This window comes from Mycolicibacterium llatzerense, from assembly GCF_000878195.1.
In the GTDB taxonomy this organism is placed as follows: Bacteria; Actinomycetota; Actinomycetes; order Mycobacteriales; family Mycobacteriaceae; genus Mycobacterium; species Mycobacterium llatzerense.
Genome location: NZ_JXST01000014.1, coordinates 35,386 through 55,740, shown reverse-complemented (window position 1 = coordinate 55,740; position 20,355 = coordinate 35,386). Strand labels below are relative to the sequence as shown.

Annotated in this window: 13 protein-coding genes; 12 read left to right on the top strand and 1 reads right to left on the bottom strand. The window is 66.8% G+C overall.

The window, feature by feature from the left end; all coding sequences use genetic code 11:
- Nucleotides 1-100 precede the first annotated feature (100 nt).
- From TL10_RS11720 to TL10_RS11685, 8 genes are all read left to right on the top strand, one after another.
- Nucleotides 101-991, top strand: a complete 891-nt coding sequence (locus TL10_RS11720; protein WP_043402941.1) for an alpha/beta hydrolase-fold protein — start codon at nucleotides 101-103, stop codon at nucleotides 989-991.
- Between the two features lie 117 nt (nucleotides 992-1,108).
- Nucleotides 1,109-2,128, top strand: coding sequence for a carboxylesterase Culp6 (gene culp6, locus TL10_RS11715; protein WP_043402537.1), 1,020 nt, complete (start codon nucleotides 1,109-1,111; stop codon nucleotides 2,126-2,128).
- Between the two features lie 219 nt (nucleotides 2,129-2,347).
- Complete coding sequence (fadD32, locus tag TL10_RS11710; RefSeq protein ID WP_043402540.1) at nucleotides 2,348-4,240, top strand: long-chain-fatty-acid--AMP ligase FadD32; 1,893 nt, start codon at nucleotides 2,348-2,350, stop codon at nucleotides 4,238-4,240.
- Nucleotides 4,241-4,296: 56 nt separating this feature from the next.
- Nucleotides 4,297-9,738 carry a polyketide synthase Pks13 gene (pks13, locus tag TL10_RS11705; RefSeq protein WP_052506394.1) on the top strand — a complete coding sequence of 1,814 codons (5,442 nt, stop codon included), beginning with the start codon at nucleotides 4,297-4,299 and terminating at the stop codon, nucleotides 9,736-9,738.
- 10 nt (nucleotides 9,739-9,748) lie between these two features.
- Entirely contained in the window at nucleotides 9,749-11,323 is a 1,575-nt protein-coding gene (locus TL10_RS11700) for an acyl-CoA carboxylase subunit beta (protein ID WP_043402545.1), read from the top strand.
- A gap of 16 nt (nucleotides 11,324-11,339) precedes the next feature.
- Nucleotides 11,340-11,789, top strand: a complete 450-nt coding sequence (locus tag TL10_RS11695) for a hypothetical protein (RefSeq protein WP_043402548.1) — start codon at nucleotides 11,340-11,342, stop codon at nucleotides 11,787-11,789.
- Nucleotides 11,786-12,208 (top strand): RDD family protein, encoded by a 423-nt coding sequence (locus TL10_RS11690; RefSeq protein WP_043402551.1) that lies wholly within the window; start codon nucleotides 11,786-11,788, stop codon nucleotides 12,206-12,208. The genes TL10_RS11695 and TL10_RS11690 overlap by 4 nt, the downstream gene beginning before the upstream one ends.
- Nucleotides 12,199-13,089, top strand: coding sequence for an alpha/beta fold hydrolase (locus tag TL10_RS11685; protein ID WP_043402555.1), 891 nt, complete (start codon nucleotides 12,199-12,201; stop codon nucleotides 13,087-13,089). The genes TL10_RS11690 and TL10_RS11685 overlap by 10 nt, the downstream gene beginning before the upstream one ends.
- A 3-nt stretch (nucleotides 13,090-13,092) precedes the next feature.
- Here TL10_RS11685 and TL10_RS30135 read toward each other — a convergent pair whose 3' ends face one another.
- Nucleotides 13,093-13,290, bottom strand: coding sequence for an acyl-CoA dehydrogenase family protein (locus tag TL10_RS30135; RefSeq protein WP_479724573.1), 198 nt, complete (start codon nucleotides 13,288-13,290; stop codon nucleotides 13,093-13,095).
- Between the two features lie 272 nt (nucleotides 13,291-13,562).
- Here TL10_RS30135 and TL10_RS11680 point away from each other — a divergent pair, with 272 nt between their 5' ends.
- The 4 genes from TL10_RS11680 to narI are packed head-to-tail and all read left to right on the top strand — an operon-like array spanning nucleotide 13,563 to nucleotide 20,254.
- Nucleotides 13,563-17,225, top strand: a complete 3,663-nt coding sequence (locus TL10_RS11680; protein WP_043985795.1) for a nitrate reductase subunit alpha — start codon at nucleotides 13,563-13,565, stop codon at nucleotides 17,223-17,225.
- 10 nt (nucleotides 17,226-17,235) lie between these two features.
- Entirely contained in the window at nucleotides 17,236-18,831 is a 1,596-nt protein-coding gene (gene narH, locus TL10_RS11675) for a nitrate reductase subunit beta (protein ID WP_043402559.1), read from the top strand.
- Nucleotides 18,828-19,514, top strand: a complete 687-nt coding sequence (gene narJ, locus TL10_RS11670; protein WP_043985793.1) for a nitrate reductase molybdenum cofactor assembly chaperone — start codon at nucleotides 18,828-18,830, stop codon at nucleotides 19,512-19,514. Before narH ends, narJ begins: the two co-directional genes overlap by 4 nt.
- Nucleotides 19,511-20,254 (top strand): respiratory nitrate reductase subunit gamma, encoded by a 744-nt coding sequence (narI, locus tag TL10_RS11665; protein ID WP_043985792.1) that lies wholly within the window; start codon nucleotides 19,511-19,513, stop codon nucleotides 20,252-20,254. Before narJ ends, narI begins: the two co-directional genes overlap by 4 nt.
- The last annotated feature ends 101 nt before the right edge of the window (nucleotides 20,255-20,355 follow it).

Here is a 20,355-nt window from a genome sequence, read left to right as displayed (position 1 = left end):
GTTCGGTCACCATCTGTCGAGGTGATGTGGTTCACTACAACGCGGGTTCAGACGCTCGGACGACACACGACAGGTGAGGTTGGTTATGGGGCTGCAGGCAATGCGGGGGATGTTCCGGACGATGGCCGCCACCGCGGCTGCTGTGGTGCTCGCCGGCGGCATGCTGACGGGCGCCGGGACCGCCCACGCTGCGGGTGTGGAGACGTTGATGGTGCCCTCTGCCGCGATGGGCCGGGATATCCCGGTGTCGTTCCAGGCCGGCGGTCCGCACGCGGTCTTCCTCCTCGATGCCTTCAACGCCGGCCCGGATGTCAGCAACTGGGTCACCGCCGGCAATGCCATGGGCACGCTGGCCGGTAAGGGCATCTCTGTCGTGGCCCCGGCCGGTGGCGCGTTCAGCTTCTACACCAACTGGGAGCAGGACGGCTCCAAGCAGTGGGAGACCTTCCTGAGCCAGGAGCTCCCGGACTATCTGGCCGCGACCAAGGGTCTGGCCCCGAACGGCCACGGTGTGGTCGGTGCGGCCCAGGGCGGCACCGCCGCGTTGTCGCTGGCCGAGTTCCACCCCGACCGGTTCCGCTTCGCCGGCTCGCTCTCGGGCTTCCTGACCCCGTCGTCGACGACGTTCAACGGCGCGATCACCGCCGGGATGCGGGAGTTCGGTGGCGTGGACACCTACGGCATGTGGGGCGCCCCGCAGCTGGGCCGCTGGAAGTGGCACGACCCCGATGTGCACGTCAGCCTGCTGAACCAGAACAACACCCGGATCTGGGTGTTCAGCCCGTCGACGGTGACCTGCAGTGACCCGGCGGCCATGATCGGCTACTGCGACCAGGCTCAGGGCAGCAACCGGGCGTTCTACGCGCATTACCGCAGCGTCGGCGGCCACAACGGGCACTTCGACTTCCCGGACGGCCCGCAGCATGACTGGGGCAGCTGGAGCGGTCAGCTCGGCGCCATGTCGGGCGAGTTGGTGAGCGTCATCCGCTAGCTCGCACCGGAGTGATCTTGCCGACGGAACCCGTCGGCGTGACCTCGACGTGACGAGCGCTGAGTACATTCGGATCGCAACCGGATCGACTCTGCAAGCGGGAGAACCTCACACCACATGGCCACCAACAATCGGCGTCGCCGCCACCGCATCCTTGCCATCGCCGCGGCGGGCGCTGTAGCACTGCTGGTCATCGTGGTCGCCTTCGCGATCGTGGTGTGGCTGCGTCAGCCGGGCGAGATTCCCGGGCCTCCAACGGCGCTGCCGCCCACCTCAGGACCGACCTCAGGGCCCACGACGAAGCCGTCCAAGCCGCGGCCGGCCTACCAGTCGGCCGATTGCCCCGATGTGCAGCTGATCTCGATCCCGGGTACCTGGGAGTCGTCGCGGGTGCTCGACCCGCTGAACCCGACGCCGTCGTTCCCGATCGCGCTGCTGCTGAACGTGAGCAATCCGCTCGGCCAGGATTTCGGTGCCGACCGGCTGGCCCAGTACACGGTGCCCTACACCGCGCAGTTCCATAACCCGCTGGCCGCGGACAACCAGATGTCGTACAACGACAGCCGCGAAGAGGGCAAGAAGAAGGCCGTAGAGCAGATAGCAGCGATCAACGAGAAATGCCCGCTGACCAGCTTCGTGATCATCGGCTTCTCCCAGGGCGCGGTCATCGCCGGAGACATCGCCAGTGACATCGGCAACGGGCGCGGTCCCATCGACCAGGACCTGGTGCTCGGCGTGACGCTGATCGCCGACGGCCGGCGCCAGCCCAACGTCGGCAAGGACGTCGGCCCGAACCCGCCGGGGCAGGGCGCCGAGATCACGCTGCACGAACTGCCGCTCGGGATGCTCGGCCTGAACATGACGGGACCGCGCGTCGGTGGCTTCGGTGAGCTCAACGACCGGGTCAACGAGATCTGCGGAAAGGGCGACCTGATCTGCGCCGCGCCGACCGAGGCGTTCAACGTCGTCAACCTGCCCAGCACGCTCGCCACCCTGTCCGGCAGCGCCGCGGGACCGGTGCACGCGCTGTACAACACCCCGCAGTTCTGGACCCTCGACGGCCAGACCTCGACACAGTGGACGCTGGACTGGGCCAAGCAGTTGGTGGACAACGCGCCGCATCCCAAACACGGCTGACATCACAGGTTGGCTACTGGCGAGTACAAAATCGGTGGGGTGATTTGGCCTGCGAATACGCGTCACCTAACATTAAGAGATAGCTAAGAGCACGGCCTTATCATTGACCGGTGCATCTTGGGGTGGCATATCGCTACTGCCCGGTACCATTTGCCGGGATTTGGCGTGACTGGCCGCACACGACGTAGCCAGCGCGGCAGGCTGTGACAGGAGATTTTGATGGCGTTCCACAACCCGTTCATCAAGAACGGGAAGATCAGCTTCCCGGACAACGCGAGCATCGTCGGACACGTCGAGCGCTGGGCGAAGGTCCGTGGTGGCCGACTGGCGTTCCGGTTCCTGGACTTCTCCACCGAGCGCGACGGCGTCGCCCGCGATCTGAACTGGGCCGAGTTCAGCGCCCGCAACAAGGCGGTGGCCGCGCGCCTGCAGCAGGTCACCCAGGTCGGCGACCGCGTCGCGATCCTGTGCCCGCAGAACCTGGACTACCTCGTCGCGATGTACGGCGCCATGTACGCCGGCCGCATCGCCGTGCCGCTGTTCGACCCGTCCGAGCCGGGCCACGTCGGCCGCCTGCATGCGGTCCTGGACGACTGCAAGCCGTCGGCCATCCTGACCACCACGGCTGCTGCCGAAGGCGTGCGCAAATTCTTCCGCAGCCGCCCGGCCAACGAGCGTCCGCGCGTCATCGCGGTCGACGCGGTGCCGGAAGAGGTCGCTGCCACCTGGATCCCGTTCGACGACATCGACGAGAACACCGTCGCCTACCTGCAGTACACCTCGGGCTCGACCCGCATCCCGACCGGCGTGCAGATCACCCACATGAACCTGGCTACCAACGTGGTCCAGGTCGTCGACGCGCTGGAGGGCGAAGAGGGCGACCGCGGCCTGTCCTGGCTGCCGTTCTTCCACGACATGGGTCTGATCACCGCGCTGATCGCACCGATGATCGGGCACAGCTTCACCTTCATGACGCCCGCGGCCTTCGTGCGCCGGCCGGAGCGCTGGATCCGTGAGATGGCCCGCAAGGACACCGACACCGGTGGCGTCATCTCGGTGGCCCCGAACTTCGCCTTCGATCACGCCGCGGCCCGCGGTGTGCCGAAGGAAGGCCCCGGCTCCATCGATTTGTCCAACGTCAAGGCCGTGCTGAACGGCAGCGAGCCGATCTCGGCCGCGACCGTGCGCCGGTTCAACGAGGCCTTCGGCCCGTTCGGCTTCCCGTCCAAGGCCATCAAGCCCTCGTACGGCCTGGCCGAGGCCACGCTGATGGTGTCGACGACCCCATCCGCCGCGGAGCCGACCATTGTGTCGGTGGACCGCGACTGCCTCAACACCGGCACCTTCGTGGTGGTCCCGGACGACTCGCCGAAGGCGGTCGCCCAGGCCGGTGCCGGCAAGATCGGTGTGGACGAGTGGGCCGTCATCGTGGACGCCGAGACCGCCACCGAGCTGCCCGACGGCCAGATCGGCGAGATCTGGATCAGCGGCGCCAACATGGGCACCGGCTACTGGGGCAAGCCCGAAGAGACCATCGAGACCTTCCAGAACACCCTTAAGTCGCGCACCAGCCCGTCGCACGCCGAGGGTGCGGAAGACAGTGCCACCTGGGTGCGCACCGGCGACTACGGCGCCTACCACGACGGCGAGCTGTACATCACCGGCCGCGTCAAGGACCTGGTCATCGTCGACGGCCGTAACCACTACCCGCAGGACCTCGAGTACTCGGCGCAGGAGGCCAGCAAGGCACTGCGCGTCGGCTACGTGGCGGCGTTCTCGGTGCCGGCCAACCAGCTGCCCGACGAGGTCTTCGCCGACGCGCACTCCGGCCTCAAGCGCGACAAAGACGACACCTCCGAACAGCTGGTCATCGTCGGCGAGCGCGCCGCCGGTGCCCACAAGTTGGAGATTCAGCCGATCATCGACGACATCCGCGCGGCCATCGCGGTGCGCCACGGCGTCACCGTGCGCGACGTGGTGCTGACCGCGGCCGGCGCCATCCCGCGTACCTCCAGCGGCAAGATCGGCCGCCGCGCCACCCGTTCGGCTTACCTGGACGGCACGCTGCGCAGCGGCAAGGTGGCCAACGCGTTCCCCGACGATCTGAACTGAACTCCTCTATCCCGGGCCCGAACCATCCCGTCCGGCGGCGAAAGTGAACAGTGAAAATGACTGACACCGAAGACAATTCGAACGAACTCGACACTTCGCCGCAGGAGGGTGACAGCGCGCCTGTGTCGCGCGCCAACGGCATGTCCGTGCCGGAGGTGCGTGACTGGCTGCGCAACGCGGTCGCGAAGGCCACCGGTCAGTCGCCGGACTCGATCGACGAGAGCACCCCGCTGGTCGAACTCGGCCTGTCCTCGCGCGACGGCGTGGCCATGGCCAGCGATCTCGAGGACCTCACCGGGGTCACGCTGAACGCGACGGTGTTGTTCCGGCACCCGACCATCGAGACGCTGGCGCAGGTGATCGTCGAGGGCGAGCCGGAGGTGGACACCGCCGCCGCGAACGCCGAGGACTGGTCCCGCGACGCCGACGACGACGCGATGAACATCGCGGTCGTCGGTCTGGCCACCCGCTTCCCGGGTGACATGAACACCCCCGACGAGATGTGGCAGGCGCTGCTGGAAGGCCGCGACGCCATCACCGATCTGCCCGAGGGCCGCTGGGAAGAGTTCCTGGCCGAGCCGCGGATCGCCGAACGCGTGGCGCAGGCCCGCACCCGCGGTGGGTACCTGTCGGACATCAAGGGCTTCGACGCCGAGTTCTTCGCGCTGGCCAAGATGGAAGCCGACAACATCGATCCGCAGCAGCGGATGGCGCTCGAATTGACCTGGGAAGCACTGGAATTCGCCCGCATCCCGGCGTCGGCGCTGCGCGGTGAGGCGGTCGGTGTATTCGTCGGCAGCTCGACCAACGACTACAGCTTCCTGTCGGTCTCCGACCCGTCGATCACGCACCCGTACGCCATCACCGGCACCGCGAGCTCCATCATCGCCAACCGGGTTTCGTATTTCTTCGACTTCCGTGGGCCGTCGATGACCATCGACACCGCGTGTTCCTCGTCGCTCGTCGCGATGCACGAGGGCGTGAAGGCGCTGCGCTCCGGCGAGGCCGACGTCGTCGTGGCCGGTGGCGTCAACGCCCTGGTGACCCCGATGGTGACGGTCGGCTTCGACATGGTCGGCGGCGTCCTGGCGCCGGACGGCCGCATCAAGTCGTTCAGCTCGGACGCCGACGGCTACGCCCGTTCCGAGGGTGGCGGCATGGTCGTGCTCAAGCGCGTCGCCGACGCCCGCCGCGACGGTGACGAGATTCTCGCCATCATCGCCGGTTCGGCCATCAACCATGACGGCCGTTCCAACGGCATGCTGGCCCCCAACCCTGATGCTCAGGAAGCGGTGCTGCGCAAGGCCTACAAGGACGCCGGCATCGACCCCAAGACCGTCGACTACATCGAGGCGCACGGCACCGGCACCATCCTGGGTGACCCGATCGAGGCCGACGCGCTCGGCCGCGTCGTGGGCCGTGGCCGCGCCGCCGACAAGCCGGCGCTGCTGGGTGCTGTGAAATCCAATGTGGGACACCTGGAGTCGGCCGCGGGTGCGGCGAGCGTCGCGAAGATGACGCTGGCGCTGTACCACGACAAGCTGCCCGCCTCGATCAACTACGCGGGCCCCAACCCGTACATCGACTTCGACAAGGAAAACCTCAAGGTCAACGCCGAGCTGTCGGACTGGCCGCGCTACAGCGGTCACGCCGTCGCCGGGGTGTCCGGTTTCGGTTTCGGTGGCGCCAACGCCCACCTGGTCATGCGCCAGGTGCTGCCCAGCGACCTCGTCGAGCCGGAGCCCAAAGAGGTTGTGGCTGAGGAAAAGTCGTCGGATGGCGCCAATGCCGTGTACGTCGGCGGCGTCAAGATGGACGAGTACGGCGAGTTCATCGACGATGAAGACGACAAGCGTGGCGACGCGGATTTCTACGGCTACGAGACCGACGACGAGCCCGAGCTCCCCGGTCTGACCGAGCGGGCGCTGGAGCTCATTGAAATTGAGCGGGCGGCTGGCGAGACGGCCGAGCCCGTCAAGCGCATTGTGCCGCTGGCAGTTTCGGGCTTCCTGACCTCGCGCAAGAAGTCCGCTGCTGCTGAGCTGGCGGACTGGATCGACAGCGAGGCGGGCCGGTCCTATTCGCTGGAGTCCATCGGTCGCTCGCTGTCGCGGCGTAACCACGGCCGTTCGCGCGCAGTGATTTTGGCGCACGACCACGACGAAGCGGTCAAGGGTCTGCGTGCGCTGGCCGAGGGCAAGCAGAACCCGCTGGTGCTGGCCGCCGATGGCCCCGTCACCAACGGCCCGGTGTGGGTGCTGGCCGGATTCGGTGCGCAGCACCGCAAGATGGGCAAGAGCCTGTACCTGAACGATCCGATCTTCGCGGAGTGGATCAACAAGGTCGACGCCCACATCCAGGACGAGCGCGGCTACTCAGTTGTCGAGCTGATCCTCGATGACGCCATCGACTACACCAACGAGACCTGCGAATACCCCATCGAGGTCGTCCAGACGGTGATCTTCGCCCTGCAGATCGCGCTCGGCGAGCTGCTGAAGGCGCACGGTGCGAAACCCGGTGCGGTGGTTGGCCAGTCGCTCGGTGAAGCGGCAGCGGCGTACTTCTCCGGTGGCCTCTCGCTGGCCGACGCCACCCGCACGATCTGCTCGCGCGCCCACCTCATGGGTGAGGGCGAGGCCATGCTGTTCGGCGAGTACATCCGCCTGATGGCACTGGTCGAGTACTCGGCCGAGGAGATCAAGACGGTCTTCGCCGACTTCCCGGGCCTCGAGGTGTGCGTCTACGCCGCCCCGACCCAGACCGTCATCGGCGGCCCGCCGGAGCAGGTCGACGCGATCATCGCCCGGGCCGAAGCCGAGGGCAAGTTCGCCCGCAAGATGCAGACCAAGGGCGCCAGCCACACGCAGCAGATGGACCCGCTGCTCGGCGAGCTGTTGGCGGAAATCCAGGGCATCGAGCCGCAGCCGCTGGCCACCGGCTACTACTCGACGGTCCACGAGGGCAGCTTCCTGCGCGCCGGCAGCGATCCGATCCACGATGTCGAGTACTGGAAGAAGGGGCTGCGCCACAGCGTCTACTTCACCCACGGCATCCGCAACGCCGTCGACAACGGTCACACCACGTTCCTGGAGCTGGCCCCGAATCCGGTGGCGCTCATGCAGGTTGGGCTCACCACCATGTCGGCCGGTCTGCACGACGGTCAGCTGATCCCGACCCTCGCCCGCAAGCAGGACGAGGTCGACTCCATGACCAACGCCATGGCTCAGCTGTTCGTGCACGGCCATGACCTGGACTTCCGGACGCTGTTCTCGCCCGCCGAGGATCCGGCGACCGACTACGCGCCGATCCCGCCGACGCGCTTCAAGCGCAAGCCGCACTGGCTGGACGCACACTTCACCGCCGACAGCTCGGCCATCGCGCCGGGTAGCCATGTCGCGACGCCGGACGGCCGCCACGTGTGGGAGTACGGCCCGCGCGGCGAGGTCGACGCTGCCGCACTGTCTGATCTGGTGAAAGCCGCTGCCGCACAGGTGCTTCCGGACGCCCGGGTGGCCGCCTTCGAGCAGCGCGCCATTCCGGGTGAGGGTGCCCGCCTGGTCACCACGCTGACCCGCCACCCCGGTGGCGGCACGGTGCAGGTGCACGCCCGCATGGGCGAGTCCTTTACCCTCGTCTACGACGCGGTCGTCAGCCGCGGCGGTGACGGCGCGGCTCTGCCGGTCGCGCTCGGCGGTACGGCGCTGCCCGCGGCCGTCGGCGCTGCGGTGGCCGAAACCGCCGTCGCCGCACCGGAACCCGTCGAAGATGACGCCGCCATCCTGCAGGACGATCTGACTGCAGGCGCGGGCCTGGCCGCCGGCTTCAAGAAGTGGTCGCCGGATTCCGGCGAGACCATCGCGGACCGGTTGGGTGCCATCGTCGGTGGCGCCATGGGCTACGAGCCCGAGGACCTGCCGTGGGAGGTGCCGCTGATCGAGCTGGGTCTGGACTCGCTGATGGCGGTCCGGATCAAGAACCGCGTCGAGTACGACTTCGACCTGCCGCCGATCCAGTTGACCGCGGTCCGCGACGCCAACCTGTTCGCGGTGCAGAAGCTGATCGAGTACGCGATCGAGCACCGCGACGAGGTCGACCAGCTCGCCGAGGCGCAGAAGGGGCAGAGCTCCGAGGAGATCGCCGCCGCACAGGCCGAAATGCTGGGTGGCGCAACGACCGTCGCCGAGCTGGAGGCCAAGCTGGCCGAGGCAGGCCATCCCTTGGCTGTCAAGGACGAGGCGAAGCCGGCAGTCGAGATCGCCACGGATGCCGCTGCCGCGCTGGAGATTCCGGCGCCGCCCACGAACCCGTCCGGCCCGGCCGTCCCGCCGCCGCCGACCAACCCGTCGGGACCCGCCGGCGCGAGCCAGGCGACCGCGGCTGCGGCTGCGGCCAAGGTGCTCACGCAGGAGGCGGTCACCGAGGCGCTGGGCGCAGACGTGCCACCGCGCGACGCGGCTGAGCGGGTCACCTTCGCGACGTGGGCGATCGTCACCGGCAAGTCGCCCGGCGGCATCTTCAACGAGCTGCCCGCCGTCGACGATGCGATCGCCACCAAGCTGTCCGAGCGGCTCTCCGAGCGCGCCGAGGGCATCGTGACGGTCGAGCAGGTGCGCTCGGCCAAGACGATCGAGCAGCTGTCCACGATCGTGCGTGATCAGCTGGAGGACGGCGTGGTCGACGGGTTCGTCCGTACGCTGCGGCCGGCGAAGGAGGGTGGCCCTGCGGTGCCACTGTTCGTCTTCCACCCTGCCGGTGGATCGACGGTGGTCTACGAGCCGCTGTTGAAGCGCCTGCCGGAGGACATCCCGGTCTACGGCATCGAGCGCGTCGAGGGTTCCATCGAGGAGCGCGCTGCCGAGTACGTGCCCAAGCTGCTGGCGATGCACAAGGGCCCGTTCGTCCTGGCCGGCTGGTCGCTGGGTGGGGCGCTGGCCTACGCGTGCGCGATCGGCCTCAAGCAGGCAGGCGCCGACGTCCGGTACGTCGGGCTGATCGACTGTGTCCGGCCCGGTGTGCCGATCGACAAGACCCAGGCCGGCATGCGGGCACGCTGGGATCGGTACGCCCGCTTCGCCGAGCGCACCTTCAACGTCGAGGTTCCGGAGATTCCGTACGAGGAACTGGAGAAGCTCGACGATGAGGGCCAGGTGAAGTTCGTGCTGGACATCGTCGCGCAGAGCGGAGTGCAGATTCCTGGCGGAATCATCGAGCACCAGCGCACGTCGTATCTCGACAACCGCGCGCTGGACACCATCGACATCCAGCCGTACGACGGCCATGTCGTGCTCTACATGGCTGACCGCTACCACGACGACGCGATCGTGTTCGAACCCGCATATGCCACCCGCCAGCCTGACGGCGGCTGGGGTGAGTTCGCCTCCGGTTTGGAGGTCGTGAATATCGGCGGCGAGCACATCCAGGCGATTGACGAGCCGTACATTGCCAAGGTGGGGGCGCACATGAGCCAAGCCATCAACGAGATCCAGGCCGGGAAGTAGTAGGAGAACCGTGACCGAAGTTACCGAAACGCGCAGCCCTTCCACCACGGCTGAGAAGCTCGCCGAGCTTCGCGAAAAGCTGGAGCGGGCAGCCGATCCCGGCGACGAGAAGGCCAAGGCGCGCCGCGACAAGAAGGGCATCCCTTCGGCTCGCGCCCGCATCCACGCGCTCGTCGACCCGGGCAGCTTCTTCGAGATCGGCGCGCTGGCCAAGACGCCCGGCGACCCGAACGCGTTGTACGGAGACGGTGTGGTGACCGGCCACGCCACCATCGACGGCCGCCCGGTCGCGGTCTTCAGTCACGACCAGACGGTGTTCCAGGGCTCGGTCGGCGAGATGTTCGGCCGCAAGGTCGCCAAGCTCATGGAGTGGGTGGCCATGGTCGGCTGCCCGATCATCGGCATCAATGACTCCGCCGGCGCCCGCATCCAGGACGCTGTGACGTCGCTGGCGTGGTACGCCGAGCTGGGCCGCCGGCACGAGATGCTCCGCGGCACCGTGCCGGAGATCTCGATCATCCTGGGCAAGTGCGCCGGTGGTGCGGTGTATTCGCCGATCCAGACCGACCTGCTGGTGGCCGTCCGCGACCAGGGCTACATGTTCATCACCGGGCCGGACGTCATCAAGGACGTCACCGGCGAGGACGTCTCCTTCGACGAGCTCGGTGGCGCGGACGTGCAGGCGCAGCGCGGCAACATCCACAAGGTGGTCGAGGACGAAGCTGCCGCCTTCCAGTACGTCCGTGACTACCTGAGCTTCCTGCCGGCCAACACCTGGGACTCTCCGCCGATCGTCAACCCGGGTCTGGAGCCCGAGCTCACCCCGAGCGACTTCGAGCTGGACAAGATCGTGCCGGACGCCGACAACGCCGGCTACGACATGCACGACATCCTGCTCCGCATGTTCGACGACGGCGACATCTTCGAGATCGCCGACCAGCGCGCCCCGGAGATGATCACCGCGTTCGCGCGGGTCGACGGCCGGCCGGTCGGCGTCATCGCCAACCAGCCGCTGTTCATGGCGGGTGCGATCGGTAACGAGGCCTCCGACAAGGCGGCCGGGTTCATCCGGTTCTGCGACTCCTTCAACCTGCCTTTGGTTTTCGTCGTCGACACCCCGGGCGCGCTGCCCGGTGTCGCCGAGGAGACCGGCGGCATCATCAAGCGCGGTGGCCGCTTCTTCAACGCCATCGTCGAGGCCGACGTGCCGAAGGTGACGTTCGTGATCCGCAAGGCCTACGGCGGTGGCTATGCGGTCATGGGCTCGAAGCAGCTCACGGCTGACCTGAACTTTGCCTGGCCCACTGCCCGTATTGCGGTGATCGGCGCGCAGGGCGCCGCGCAGCTGCTGGTGAAGCGCTTCCCCGATCCGACGGCGCCTGAGGTGCAGAAGATCAAGGCCGACTTCATCGAGGGTTACAACGCCAACTTGGCGATCCCGTGGACGGCGGCAGAGCGCGGTTACATCGACGCGGTCATCCAGCCGCACGAATCCCGGCTGCTGCTGCGCAAGTCGCTGAAGTTGTTGCGCGACAAGCAGAAGCACGACCGCATTGCCCGCAAGCACGGCCTGACCCCGCTGTAATTTCGTCGGACACCCTGTGACCGAGCCGGCGGGCAGCCCCCAGAATTCCGCGGTGCTGCTCGCCGCCGGGGTGGCGGCGACGGTAGCCGGTGGCGCGATGGCGGTCTACCGCGGCGCGGAGCGGCTGCCGGTCGTCGGAGATCTGTTGCGGCGCACCCAGTCCGATCTGGTGGCGCGCGGTGAGCGGTCCTTGGGGCCCATCAAGGCGCTGATCGCCGACGTCGCAGCCCAGGTCGTCGAGCTCGTCCTCGATGAGCTGGACCTCAACGAATTGGTGCGTCAGCGTGTCGATCTGGTCGGGCTGGCAGGTGAAGTGATCGACGGCATCGATCTGCAGTCTGTCATCCGGGAGTCGACCGACACGATGACGAACGAGGTCATGTCCGACGTCCGTACTCAGGGGGAGCGGGCGGACGACGCGATCTCCGGATTCGTCGACCGGTTGCTGGGCCGGGACCGCCCATGAGCGACCGGCCCGCCGGGATCGTCAGCCGAGGTGTGGCTGCCGTCATCGACCTGATGGTGGTCGGCGCGTTGCTCGGCCTGATCTACGGCGGACTACGCCTGTGCGAGTTCATGTTTCGCCCCGTCATGTTCCACGTGCCGACGTTGTCCTTCGTCTATTCGACGGCGGCGACGTGCGTCGTCTCGGTGCTGTATCTCACCGGGTGTTGGGTGGTGTCGGGTAGTACGGTGGGCGCGGTGGTGATGGGGCTGCGGGTCACCGGTCTGCGCCGGGAACGGCTGGCTCCGCTTCGGGCCTTGCTGCGCGCCGTGGCATGTGTGCTGTTCCCGGTGGGACTGCTGTGGGTGGTGGTGGATCGGCGCCGAAGGTCGTTGCAGGACATAATTTTTCGTACCAAGGTGGTTTACGCATGGCAGTGACGGAATCGAGTCCCGACGACAGCGTGCTGCCGCCGGTCTCGCCGCGGGTGCGCCGGGCCTTCTGGTGGCTGGAGCGCGTCGCGCCGGCGATCGGTGCGCGCTGGGCAACCGAATTGTGGTGCACGGTGCCGGATGTCGACCTGAGCACCAAGATGCCGCCCGGTCTGCCGGACAGCACGCCGCTGGAGGCGTCGTGGGACGGGCACCGCATCGCCGGACAATCGTGGGGCTCGGGTCCGCTGGTCTACCTGGTGCACGGGTGGGGTGGGTGCCGTGCGCACATGGCAGTGTTCGTCAAACCCCTTGTCACGGCGGGGTATCGGGTCATCGCATTCGACCTCCCCAGCCACCACGAGTCGGAGCCGGGGGCGCTGGCGCCGGGGCGTACCACCATCGTCGAGTGCGCGGAAGCGGTGCGGGCCGTCATCGCGAAGCACGGTCCGGCGCACGCCGTCATCGGTCATTCGCTGGGGGCGAAGGCGGCGGCGTTGGCAGCCGCGCGGGGCGCCGCGGCCGATCGGTTGGTATTCCTGGCGCCGATGGGCGATTTCACTTGGTATCTGGATGTTTTCGCCGAACGGCACAACTTCGGTCGGCGGATCCGGGACCGCCTGCACCGGCGGCTGGACCGCAGGATCGGAATGCCACTGCTGGACACCGACATCACCGCGTCGGCCGAGCACGCCGGGGACCGGCCGCTGCTGCTCATCCACGACCCCGACGATCCGGACAGCCCCTACTCCTCCAGCACGGACATCGCGCAGGCCTGGCCCGACGCGCGGCTGGAGACCACGAAGGGTCTGGGCCGGCTGGCGCACTACCGGATTCTGCGACACCGCCCGGCGATCGTCTCCGGCGTCGACTTCATCGGAGCGCCGTAGCGGTTACAGCGAACGAGCGATGATCGACTTCATGACCTCGTTGGCGCCTGCGTAGATGCGCTGCACGCGGGCATCCTCGTACATGCGGGCGATCCGATATTCGCGCATGTAGCCGTAACCGCCATGCAGCTGCACGCAACGGTCGAGTGCCCTGGGCCCGTCGCGCATTGTTACCGCGCTGATAAGAATTCCGGGTCGCACGGCCTCGGCAATGTGACGGGCGCCGCATTCCGCCGCCCGGCGTTTGCCCTGATCAACGGATCGCCGCAGGTAGAACCCGCGATGTCGAGATGCCGAATATTTCGCCGCATGACGGCCCTGTTAACGCGGTCGCACAGGTCCTGAACAGGGGCCGTGCGTTCTTTTGACAGCCGTCTGACCGGTCCTAGCCTCATGTTCCAACGGCTCGAAAGGAGGGCTTTGTGGCCGAGTCGGCTGGAAGTCAAGCCACCGCCAAATCATCGCCTCCGGCGATGGCCGGCGACGCGCTGCTGCGATTGTCCAAGTACTTTCACCGCGGGGAAATCTCCGGTGACCAACGCTCCATTCACAAGGTCGGCGGGCGGTCGGCGGACGATTTCTATCGCGACCGTTGGGCGCACGACAAGGTGGTGCGCTCCACCCACGGCGTCAACTGCACTGGCTCGTGCTCGTGGAAGATCTACGTCAAAGACGGCGTGATCACCTGGGAGTCGCAGCAAACCGACTATCCGTCGATCGGTGCCGACAAGCCCGAATACGAGCCGCGCGGTTGTCCCCGCGGCGCGTCGTTCTCCTGGTACACGTATTCGCCTGCGCGCGTGCGGTATCCGTACGTCCGCGGCCTGTTGCTCGACTACTACCGCGAAGCCAAGGAGCGGCTGCAGGACCCGGTGCTGGCGTGGGCGGACGTTGTCGAGGATCCCGTGAAGGCCAAGGCCTACAAGTCTGCCCGCGGCCGTGGTGGTTTCGTGCGCGCCGAATGGTGGGAGGCCGCCGAGATCGCTGCGGCAGCGCATGTCTACACCGTCAAGACCTACGGCCCGGACCGCGTCGCCGGCTTCTCGCCGATTCCCGCCATGTCGATGGTGAGCCATGCCGTTGGGGCACGGTTCATTTCGCTCATGGGTGGGTCGATGCTGTCGTTCTACGACTGGTACGCCGACCTGCCGGTGGCATCACCTCAGGTCTTCGGTGACCAGACCGACGTACCCGAATCCGCCGACTGGTTCGACGCCGGCTACCTCATCATGTGGGGTTCCAACGTCCCGGTGACGCGCACGCCCGACGCCCACTACATGACCGAGGCGCGGTACCGCGGCCAGAAAGTCGTTGTGGTGTCGCCGGATTACGCGGACAACACCAAGTTCGCCGACGAGTGGCTGCCGGCCAACCCAGGTACGGACGCAGCCCTGGCCATGTCGATGGGCCACGTCATCCTCAAGGAGTTCTTCCTGGAGAAGAACACCCCGTACTTCACCGACTACGTGAAGAAGTACACCGACCTGCCGTTCCTGGTTTCGCTGACCGAGCGCGACGGCCGGTTGGTACCCGGAAAGTTCCTCACCGCAGCGGATCTCGGTGGCGAGTACGCGGACACCGAAGCCGCGGTATCCAAGCCGGTCCTGCTCGACGCCGACGGCACCCCGGTGGTGCCCAATGGGTCCCTGGGACATCGCTTCACCGCCTCCGGTGAAGGGAAATGGAACCTGGACCTGCAGGGGGTGGACCCCCTCCTCACGCTGCACGGTGGCGCCAACGATGCCGCTACCGTTGCACTACCGCGATTCGACACCGACCAACCCGGTGTCCTGGAGCGCGGTGTGCCGACCAGAATCGTTGCGGGACATCGTGTCACCACGGTCTTCGACCTGATGCTGGCGCAGTACGGCGTGGCCCGTGACGGCCTGCCGGGCGCCTGGCCGACCGGCTATGACGACGCCACCGAGCCGTACACGCCGGCGTGGCAGGAGGCCATCACCGGCGTGCCGGCGCAGGCAGCGGAGCGCATCGCCCGCGAATTCGCCGACAACGCAGAGCGTTCCAAGGGCCGCTCGATGATCCTGATGGGTGCCGGCACCAACCACTGGTTCCACTCCGACCAGATCTACCGGACGTTCCTTTCCCTGGTGATTCTGACCGGCTGCCAGGGCGTCAACGGCGGCGGTTGGGCCCACTACGTCGGCCAGGAGAAGTGCCGGCCGGTAACAGGCTGGGGCACATTGGCTTTCGGGCTGGACTGGCAGCGGTCGCCGCGCCAGATGCAGGGCACCGTGTTCTGGTACCTGGCCACCGACCAGTGGCGCTACGACCGGTTCACCACCGAGCCGATGACGTCGCCGCTCGCCACGGGAACGCTGGCGCGCCGGACCGCGGCCGACAACATCGCTCTCGCCAGCCGACTGGGCTGGATGCCGAGTTACCCGACGTTCAACCGCAATCCGCTGGATCTGGCCGACGAGGCCGAGCGGCTCGGCAAGGATGCGGCGCAGCATGTCTTGGACGGCCTGAAGTCCGGGCATCTGCAATTCGCCTGCGAGGACCCCGACGCCCCGGAGAACTTCCCGCGTTGCCTGACGGTGTGGCGGTCCAATCTGCTGGGCTCGTCGGCGAAGGGCAACGAGTACTTCCTCAAGCACCTGCTGGGTGCCGACAACAACGTCGCGGCCAGCGACGAGGACGGGGTGCACCCCCAGGAGGTGCGCTGGCGCGACGAGGCCCCGGCGGGCAAGCTGGATCTGTTGCTGTCCTTGGACTTCCGCAACACCAGCACGACGCTGTACTCGGACATCGTGCTGCCGGCTGCGACGTGGTACGAGAAGCACGACCTCTCGAGCACCGACATGCACCCGTTCGTGCACGCGTTCTCCCCGGCGATCTCGCCGCCGTGGGAGACCAAGACCGACTTCGACGCCTTCCACCGGATTGCCCGCGGCTTCTCCTGGCTCGCCGAGAAGCACCTCGGCAAGCGCAAAGACATCGTCGCGATGCCGCTGCAGCACGACAGCTCCGATGCCACCGCCCAGCCCGGCGGAAAGGTGCTGGACTGGAAAGCCGGTGAATGCGAGCCGATTCCGGGCAAGACCATGCCGCGCCTGGTGACGGTCGAACGTGACTACCCGGCACTGGCCGACAAGATGGCCGCCCTCGGCCCGCTGGTGGAAACCCTCGGCCTGACGGTCAAGGGCGTCACCACTCATCCCGACGAGGAGGTTGAGTACCTGCGCGGCATGAACGGCGTGTCGGACCGTGGCGTGGCCGCGGGCCGGCCGTCGCTGGCCAAGGACACCCATGCGGCCGAAGCCATCCTGGCGCTGTCGGGTACGACCAACGGACGCCTGGCGGTGGAGGGCTTCGAAGCCCTGCAGCGCCGCACCGGAACCGAACTCGTGGACCTGGCAGCGGAGAACGAAGGAAAGCGAATCACCTTCGCGGACACGCAGTCCCGGCCCATGCCGGTCAACACCTCGCCGGAGTGGTCGGGGTCGGAGACCGGTGGCCGCCGGTACTCGCCGTTCACGATCAACACCGAACGGCTCAAGCCGTGGCACACCCTCACCGGCCGCCAGCACTTCTATCTCGACCACGACTGGATGGACGAGATGGGCGAGCAGCTGCCGACGTTCCGTCCGCCACTGGACATGACGGCACTGTTCGACGAGCCCGTCGTAGGCGCTACAACCGGTGACGCGACCAGCCGTTCCATCACGGTCCGCTACCTGACCCCGCACTCCAAGTGGTCGATCCACTCGGCGTACCAGGACAACCTGTACATGCTCACGCTTTCCCGTGGTGGGCAGGCGATCTGGATGTCGGATGTCGACGCGGCCAAGATCGGGGTCAAGGACAACGACTGGATCGAGTGCACCAACCGCAACGGTGTGGTGAATGCCCGCGCGATCGTCAGCCACCGGATGCCCGAGGGTCTGGTCTTCATGTACCACGCCCAGGACAAGGCGGTCGACGTGCCGCGTACCGAGAAGACCGGCAAGCGCGGCGGTATCCACAACGCTCTGACCCGCATCATGATCAAGCCCACCCACTTGATCGGCGGCTATGCCCAGCAGTCCTTTGCGCTGAACTACCACGGCCCCACGGGAAATCAGCGCGACGAGGTGACGACGATCCGTCGCCGTTCGCAAGAAGTGGAGTACTGACATGAGAGTCATGGCACAACTTGCGATGGTGATGAACCTCGACAAGTGCATCGGCTGTCACACCTGCAGCGTCACCTGCAAGCAGGCATGGACCAACCGCAGCGGTGTCGAGTACGTCTGGTTCAACAACGTGGAAACCCGTCCCGGACAGGGGTATCCACGTCAGTACCAGGACCAGGAACGCTGGAAGGGTGGCTGGACGCTCAACAAGCGCGGCAAGCTCACGCTGAAATCGGGTTCCCGGTTCAAGCGCCTGCTGAACATTTTCGCCAACCCGGACCTGCCCACGGTCAGCGACTACTACGACCCGTGGACCTACGACTACGAGAACCTGCTGTCGTCCCCGCTGATGGACACCACGCCAGTGGCGCGGCCGAAGTCGCTGATCACCGGGGAGGACACCAAGGTCACCTGGGGCGCCAACTGGGACGACGACCTCGGTGGCGGCCCCGAACAGGTGGGCCGAGACCCGTTGCTGGCCAAGGTCGAAGAGGTCAGCCAGAAGGTCAAGCTCGAATTCGAGCAGACCTTCATGTTCTACCTGCCACGGATTTGTGAGCACTGTCTGAACCCGGCATGTGCCGCGGCATGCCCGTCCGGCGCCATCTACAAGCGCGCCGAGGACGGCATCGTGCTGGTCGATCAGGACAAGTGCCGCGGCTGGCGCCAGTGCGTCACCGGCTGCCCCTACAAGAAGATCTACTTCAATCACAAGACCGGCAAGGCCGAGAAGTGCACCTTCTGCTATCCCCGTGTCGAGGTCGGCATCCCCACCGTGTGTTCCGAGACCTGCGTGGGCCGGCTGCGGTACATCGGCGTCATGCTCTACGACGCCGACAAGGTGCTGGAAGCAGCTTCGGTCACCAACGACCAGGACCTGTACCCGTCGCAGCTCGGCGTGTTCCTCAACCCGCATGACCCGCGGGTGATCGCCGAGGCCGAGCGCGCCGGCATCTCGCCGGAATGGATTGAGGCCGCGCAGAATTCGCCGGTCTACAAGCTGATCGTCGACTACCAGGTAGCGCTGCCGCTGCACCCGGAGTACCGCACCATGCCGATGGTCTGGTACGTCCCGCCACTGTCTCCGGTGGTCGACATCCTCAAGGAGACCGGCCACGACGGCGAGAACAAGAACAACCTGTTCGGTGCCATCGACACCCTGCGCATCCCCATCGAGTACCTGGCCGAGCTGTTCACCGCGGGTGAGGTCGGGCCGGTCCGGGCGTCGCTGCAGCGGTTGGCGGCGATGCGCGCCTACATGCGGTCGGCCAACCTCGGCGAGGAGTTCGACGAGACCATCCCCGAGTCGGTGCGCCTCACCGGCGAGGAGATCGAGTCGATGTACCGACTACTGGCCATCGCCAAATACCAGGACCGGTACGTCATTCCGAGTGGTGCGGGCTCCGACGCGCACCGGCTGGACGCGATCGCGACCGGCTGCAGCCTCGACGGTGACGGTGGTCCGGGTATGACGGCCTTCGACACGATGGCCGACAAGTTCCACCTGGTCGACACCAACAGCGCTGTGCCCAAGGATGATCCGAAGCGGATCAACCTACTGAACTGGGACGGCCGCAGCCCCGACGGGCTGGTGCCGACCCGATGAAGCTCCTGTCCATCGGGCGCCGGACAGCGACCGGTCCCGACCTCTCCGATCATCAGCAGCGCCTGGTGTGGCGCGTGACGGCGCTGTTGCTCGACTATCCGACCGCTCAAACCTGCGCGCTCACCGACGAATTGGCGGCGGCAGCAGATACCTTGCCCGAGCCGATCCGCACGCAGGTGACCGACTTCCTCCGGTACTTCTGCGAGACCGACGCGACCGAACGCGCCTGCCGGTACGTCGAGACGTTCGATATGCGCCGGCGGGCCAGCCTGCACCTGACGTACTACGCATACGGTGACACCCGGAAGCGGGGGATGGCGCTGCTGAGGTTCAAGCACGCCTACCGGCAGGCGGACATCACCATCGGCGACGAAGAGCTGCCCGACTACCTGCCGCTGGTGCTCGAGTTCGCCGCCACCGTCAACCAGGCGCGTGGTGAGCGACTGCTGGCCGAGCACGTACCGGTGCTCGAGCTGCTGCGACTTTCTCTGCAGGAGAGCAATTCTCCGTATTCCGGCTTGCTGGCGGCGGTCCTCGCTACCTTGCCGCCGATCAACACCGCCGACCGCCGGCGGATCACCGAACTCGCCGCCGACGGCCCGCCCGACGAAGACGTCGGCCTGGACCCGTTCGGTATGGATCCGATGATGATGGATCCGGCCATGACCGGAGGCCGACGATGACGAACCTCTTGTGGATGACGCTGCCGTACATCGCCTTCACGTCGTTCGTGCTGGGCCACCTCTGGCGGTACCGGACCGACCAATTCGGTTGGACCACAAGGTCGTCGCAGATCTATGAAAGCCGGTTGCTTCGGCTGGGCAGCCCGCTGTTCCACTTTGGGATCCTCGGTGTGCTGGGCGGACACGTTGTCGGCCTGCTGATTCCGGAGTCGTGGACCTCGGCGATCGGGATTTCCGAACACACCTACCACCTGATGGCGATCGGCATGGGCGCCCCGGCGGGGTTCGCGGTGATCGCGGGGGCCGCCATCCTGCTGTACCGCCGGGTCACGGTGCCCGCGGTGCGTGGTGCCACCACGGTCAGTGACAAGCTCATGTATCTGCTGCTGGTCGGCGCCTTGGTGACCGGCATGGTCAACACCCTGGGCAACGTGGTGTCGGCCTACAACTACCGGGAGACGGTGTCGCCTTGGCTGCGTAGCCTTTTCACGCCGCACCCGACGCCCGAACTGATGGCGACGGCGCCCTTGTCCTTCCAGGTGCACGTCATCATCGTCCTGACGCTCTTCGCCATCTGGCCCTACACGCGGCTGGTGCACATGTTCAGCGCCCCGATCGGCTACTTGGTGCGGCCGTATGTGGTGTACCGGAGCCGGGATCCGCAGCGCGGCAGCAACAGTCGGTACGCGAAGGCCTGGGTGACGCCGCAGGCGCCGCCACCCCGTAACCGCTGGGTGTGAGCTGTATCTCTTCACAGCCCAGCTGCGTGATAGGTGAGTGAATCTTCACGATCGGGACATCACTGAGCGCCTGTGGGAAACATGTAATTTCTAGATTTGCA

Bases quoted from the DNA above. Each gene is read 5' to 3' on its own strand.
- TL10_RS11720 (WP_043402941.1), top strand. From the start codon at position 101: ATGCGGGGGATGTTCCGGACGATGGCCGCCACCGCGGCTGCTGTGGTG.
- culp6 (WP_043402537.1), top strand. From the start codon at position 1,109: ATGGCCACCAACAATCGGCGTCGCCGCCACCGCATCCTTGCCATCGCC.
- fadD32 (WP_043402540.1), top strand. From the start codon at position 2,348: ATGGCGTTCCACAACCCGTTCATCAAGAACGGGAAGATCAGCTTCCCG.
- pks13 (WP_052506394.1), top strand. From the start codon at position 4,297: ATGACTGACACCGAAGACAATTCGAACGAACTCGACACTTCGCCGCAG.
- TL10_RS11690 (WP_043402551.1), top strand. From the start codon at position 11,786: ATGAGCGACCGGCCCGCCGGGATCGTCAGCCGAGGTGTGGCTGCCGTC.
- TL10_RS11685 (WP_043402555.1), top strand. From the start codon at position 12,199: ATGGCAGTGACGGAATCGAGTCCCGACGACAGCGTGCTGCCGCCGGTC.
- TL10_RS11680 (WP_043985795.1), top strand. From the start codon at position 13,563: ATGGCCGGCGACGCGCTGCTGCGATTGTCCAAGTACTTTCACCGCGGG.
- narH (WP_043402559.1), top strand. From the start codon at position 17,236: ATGGCACAACTTGCGATGGTGATGAACCTCGACAAGTGCATCGGCTGT.
- narJ (WP_043985793.1), top strand. From the start codon at position 18,828: ATGAAGCTCCTGTCCATCGGGCGCCGGACAGCGACCGGTCCCGACCTC.
- narI (WP_043985792.1), top strand. From the start codon at position 19,511: ATGACGAACCTCTTGTGGATGACGCTGCCGTACATCGCCTTCACGTCG.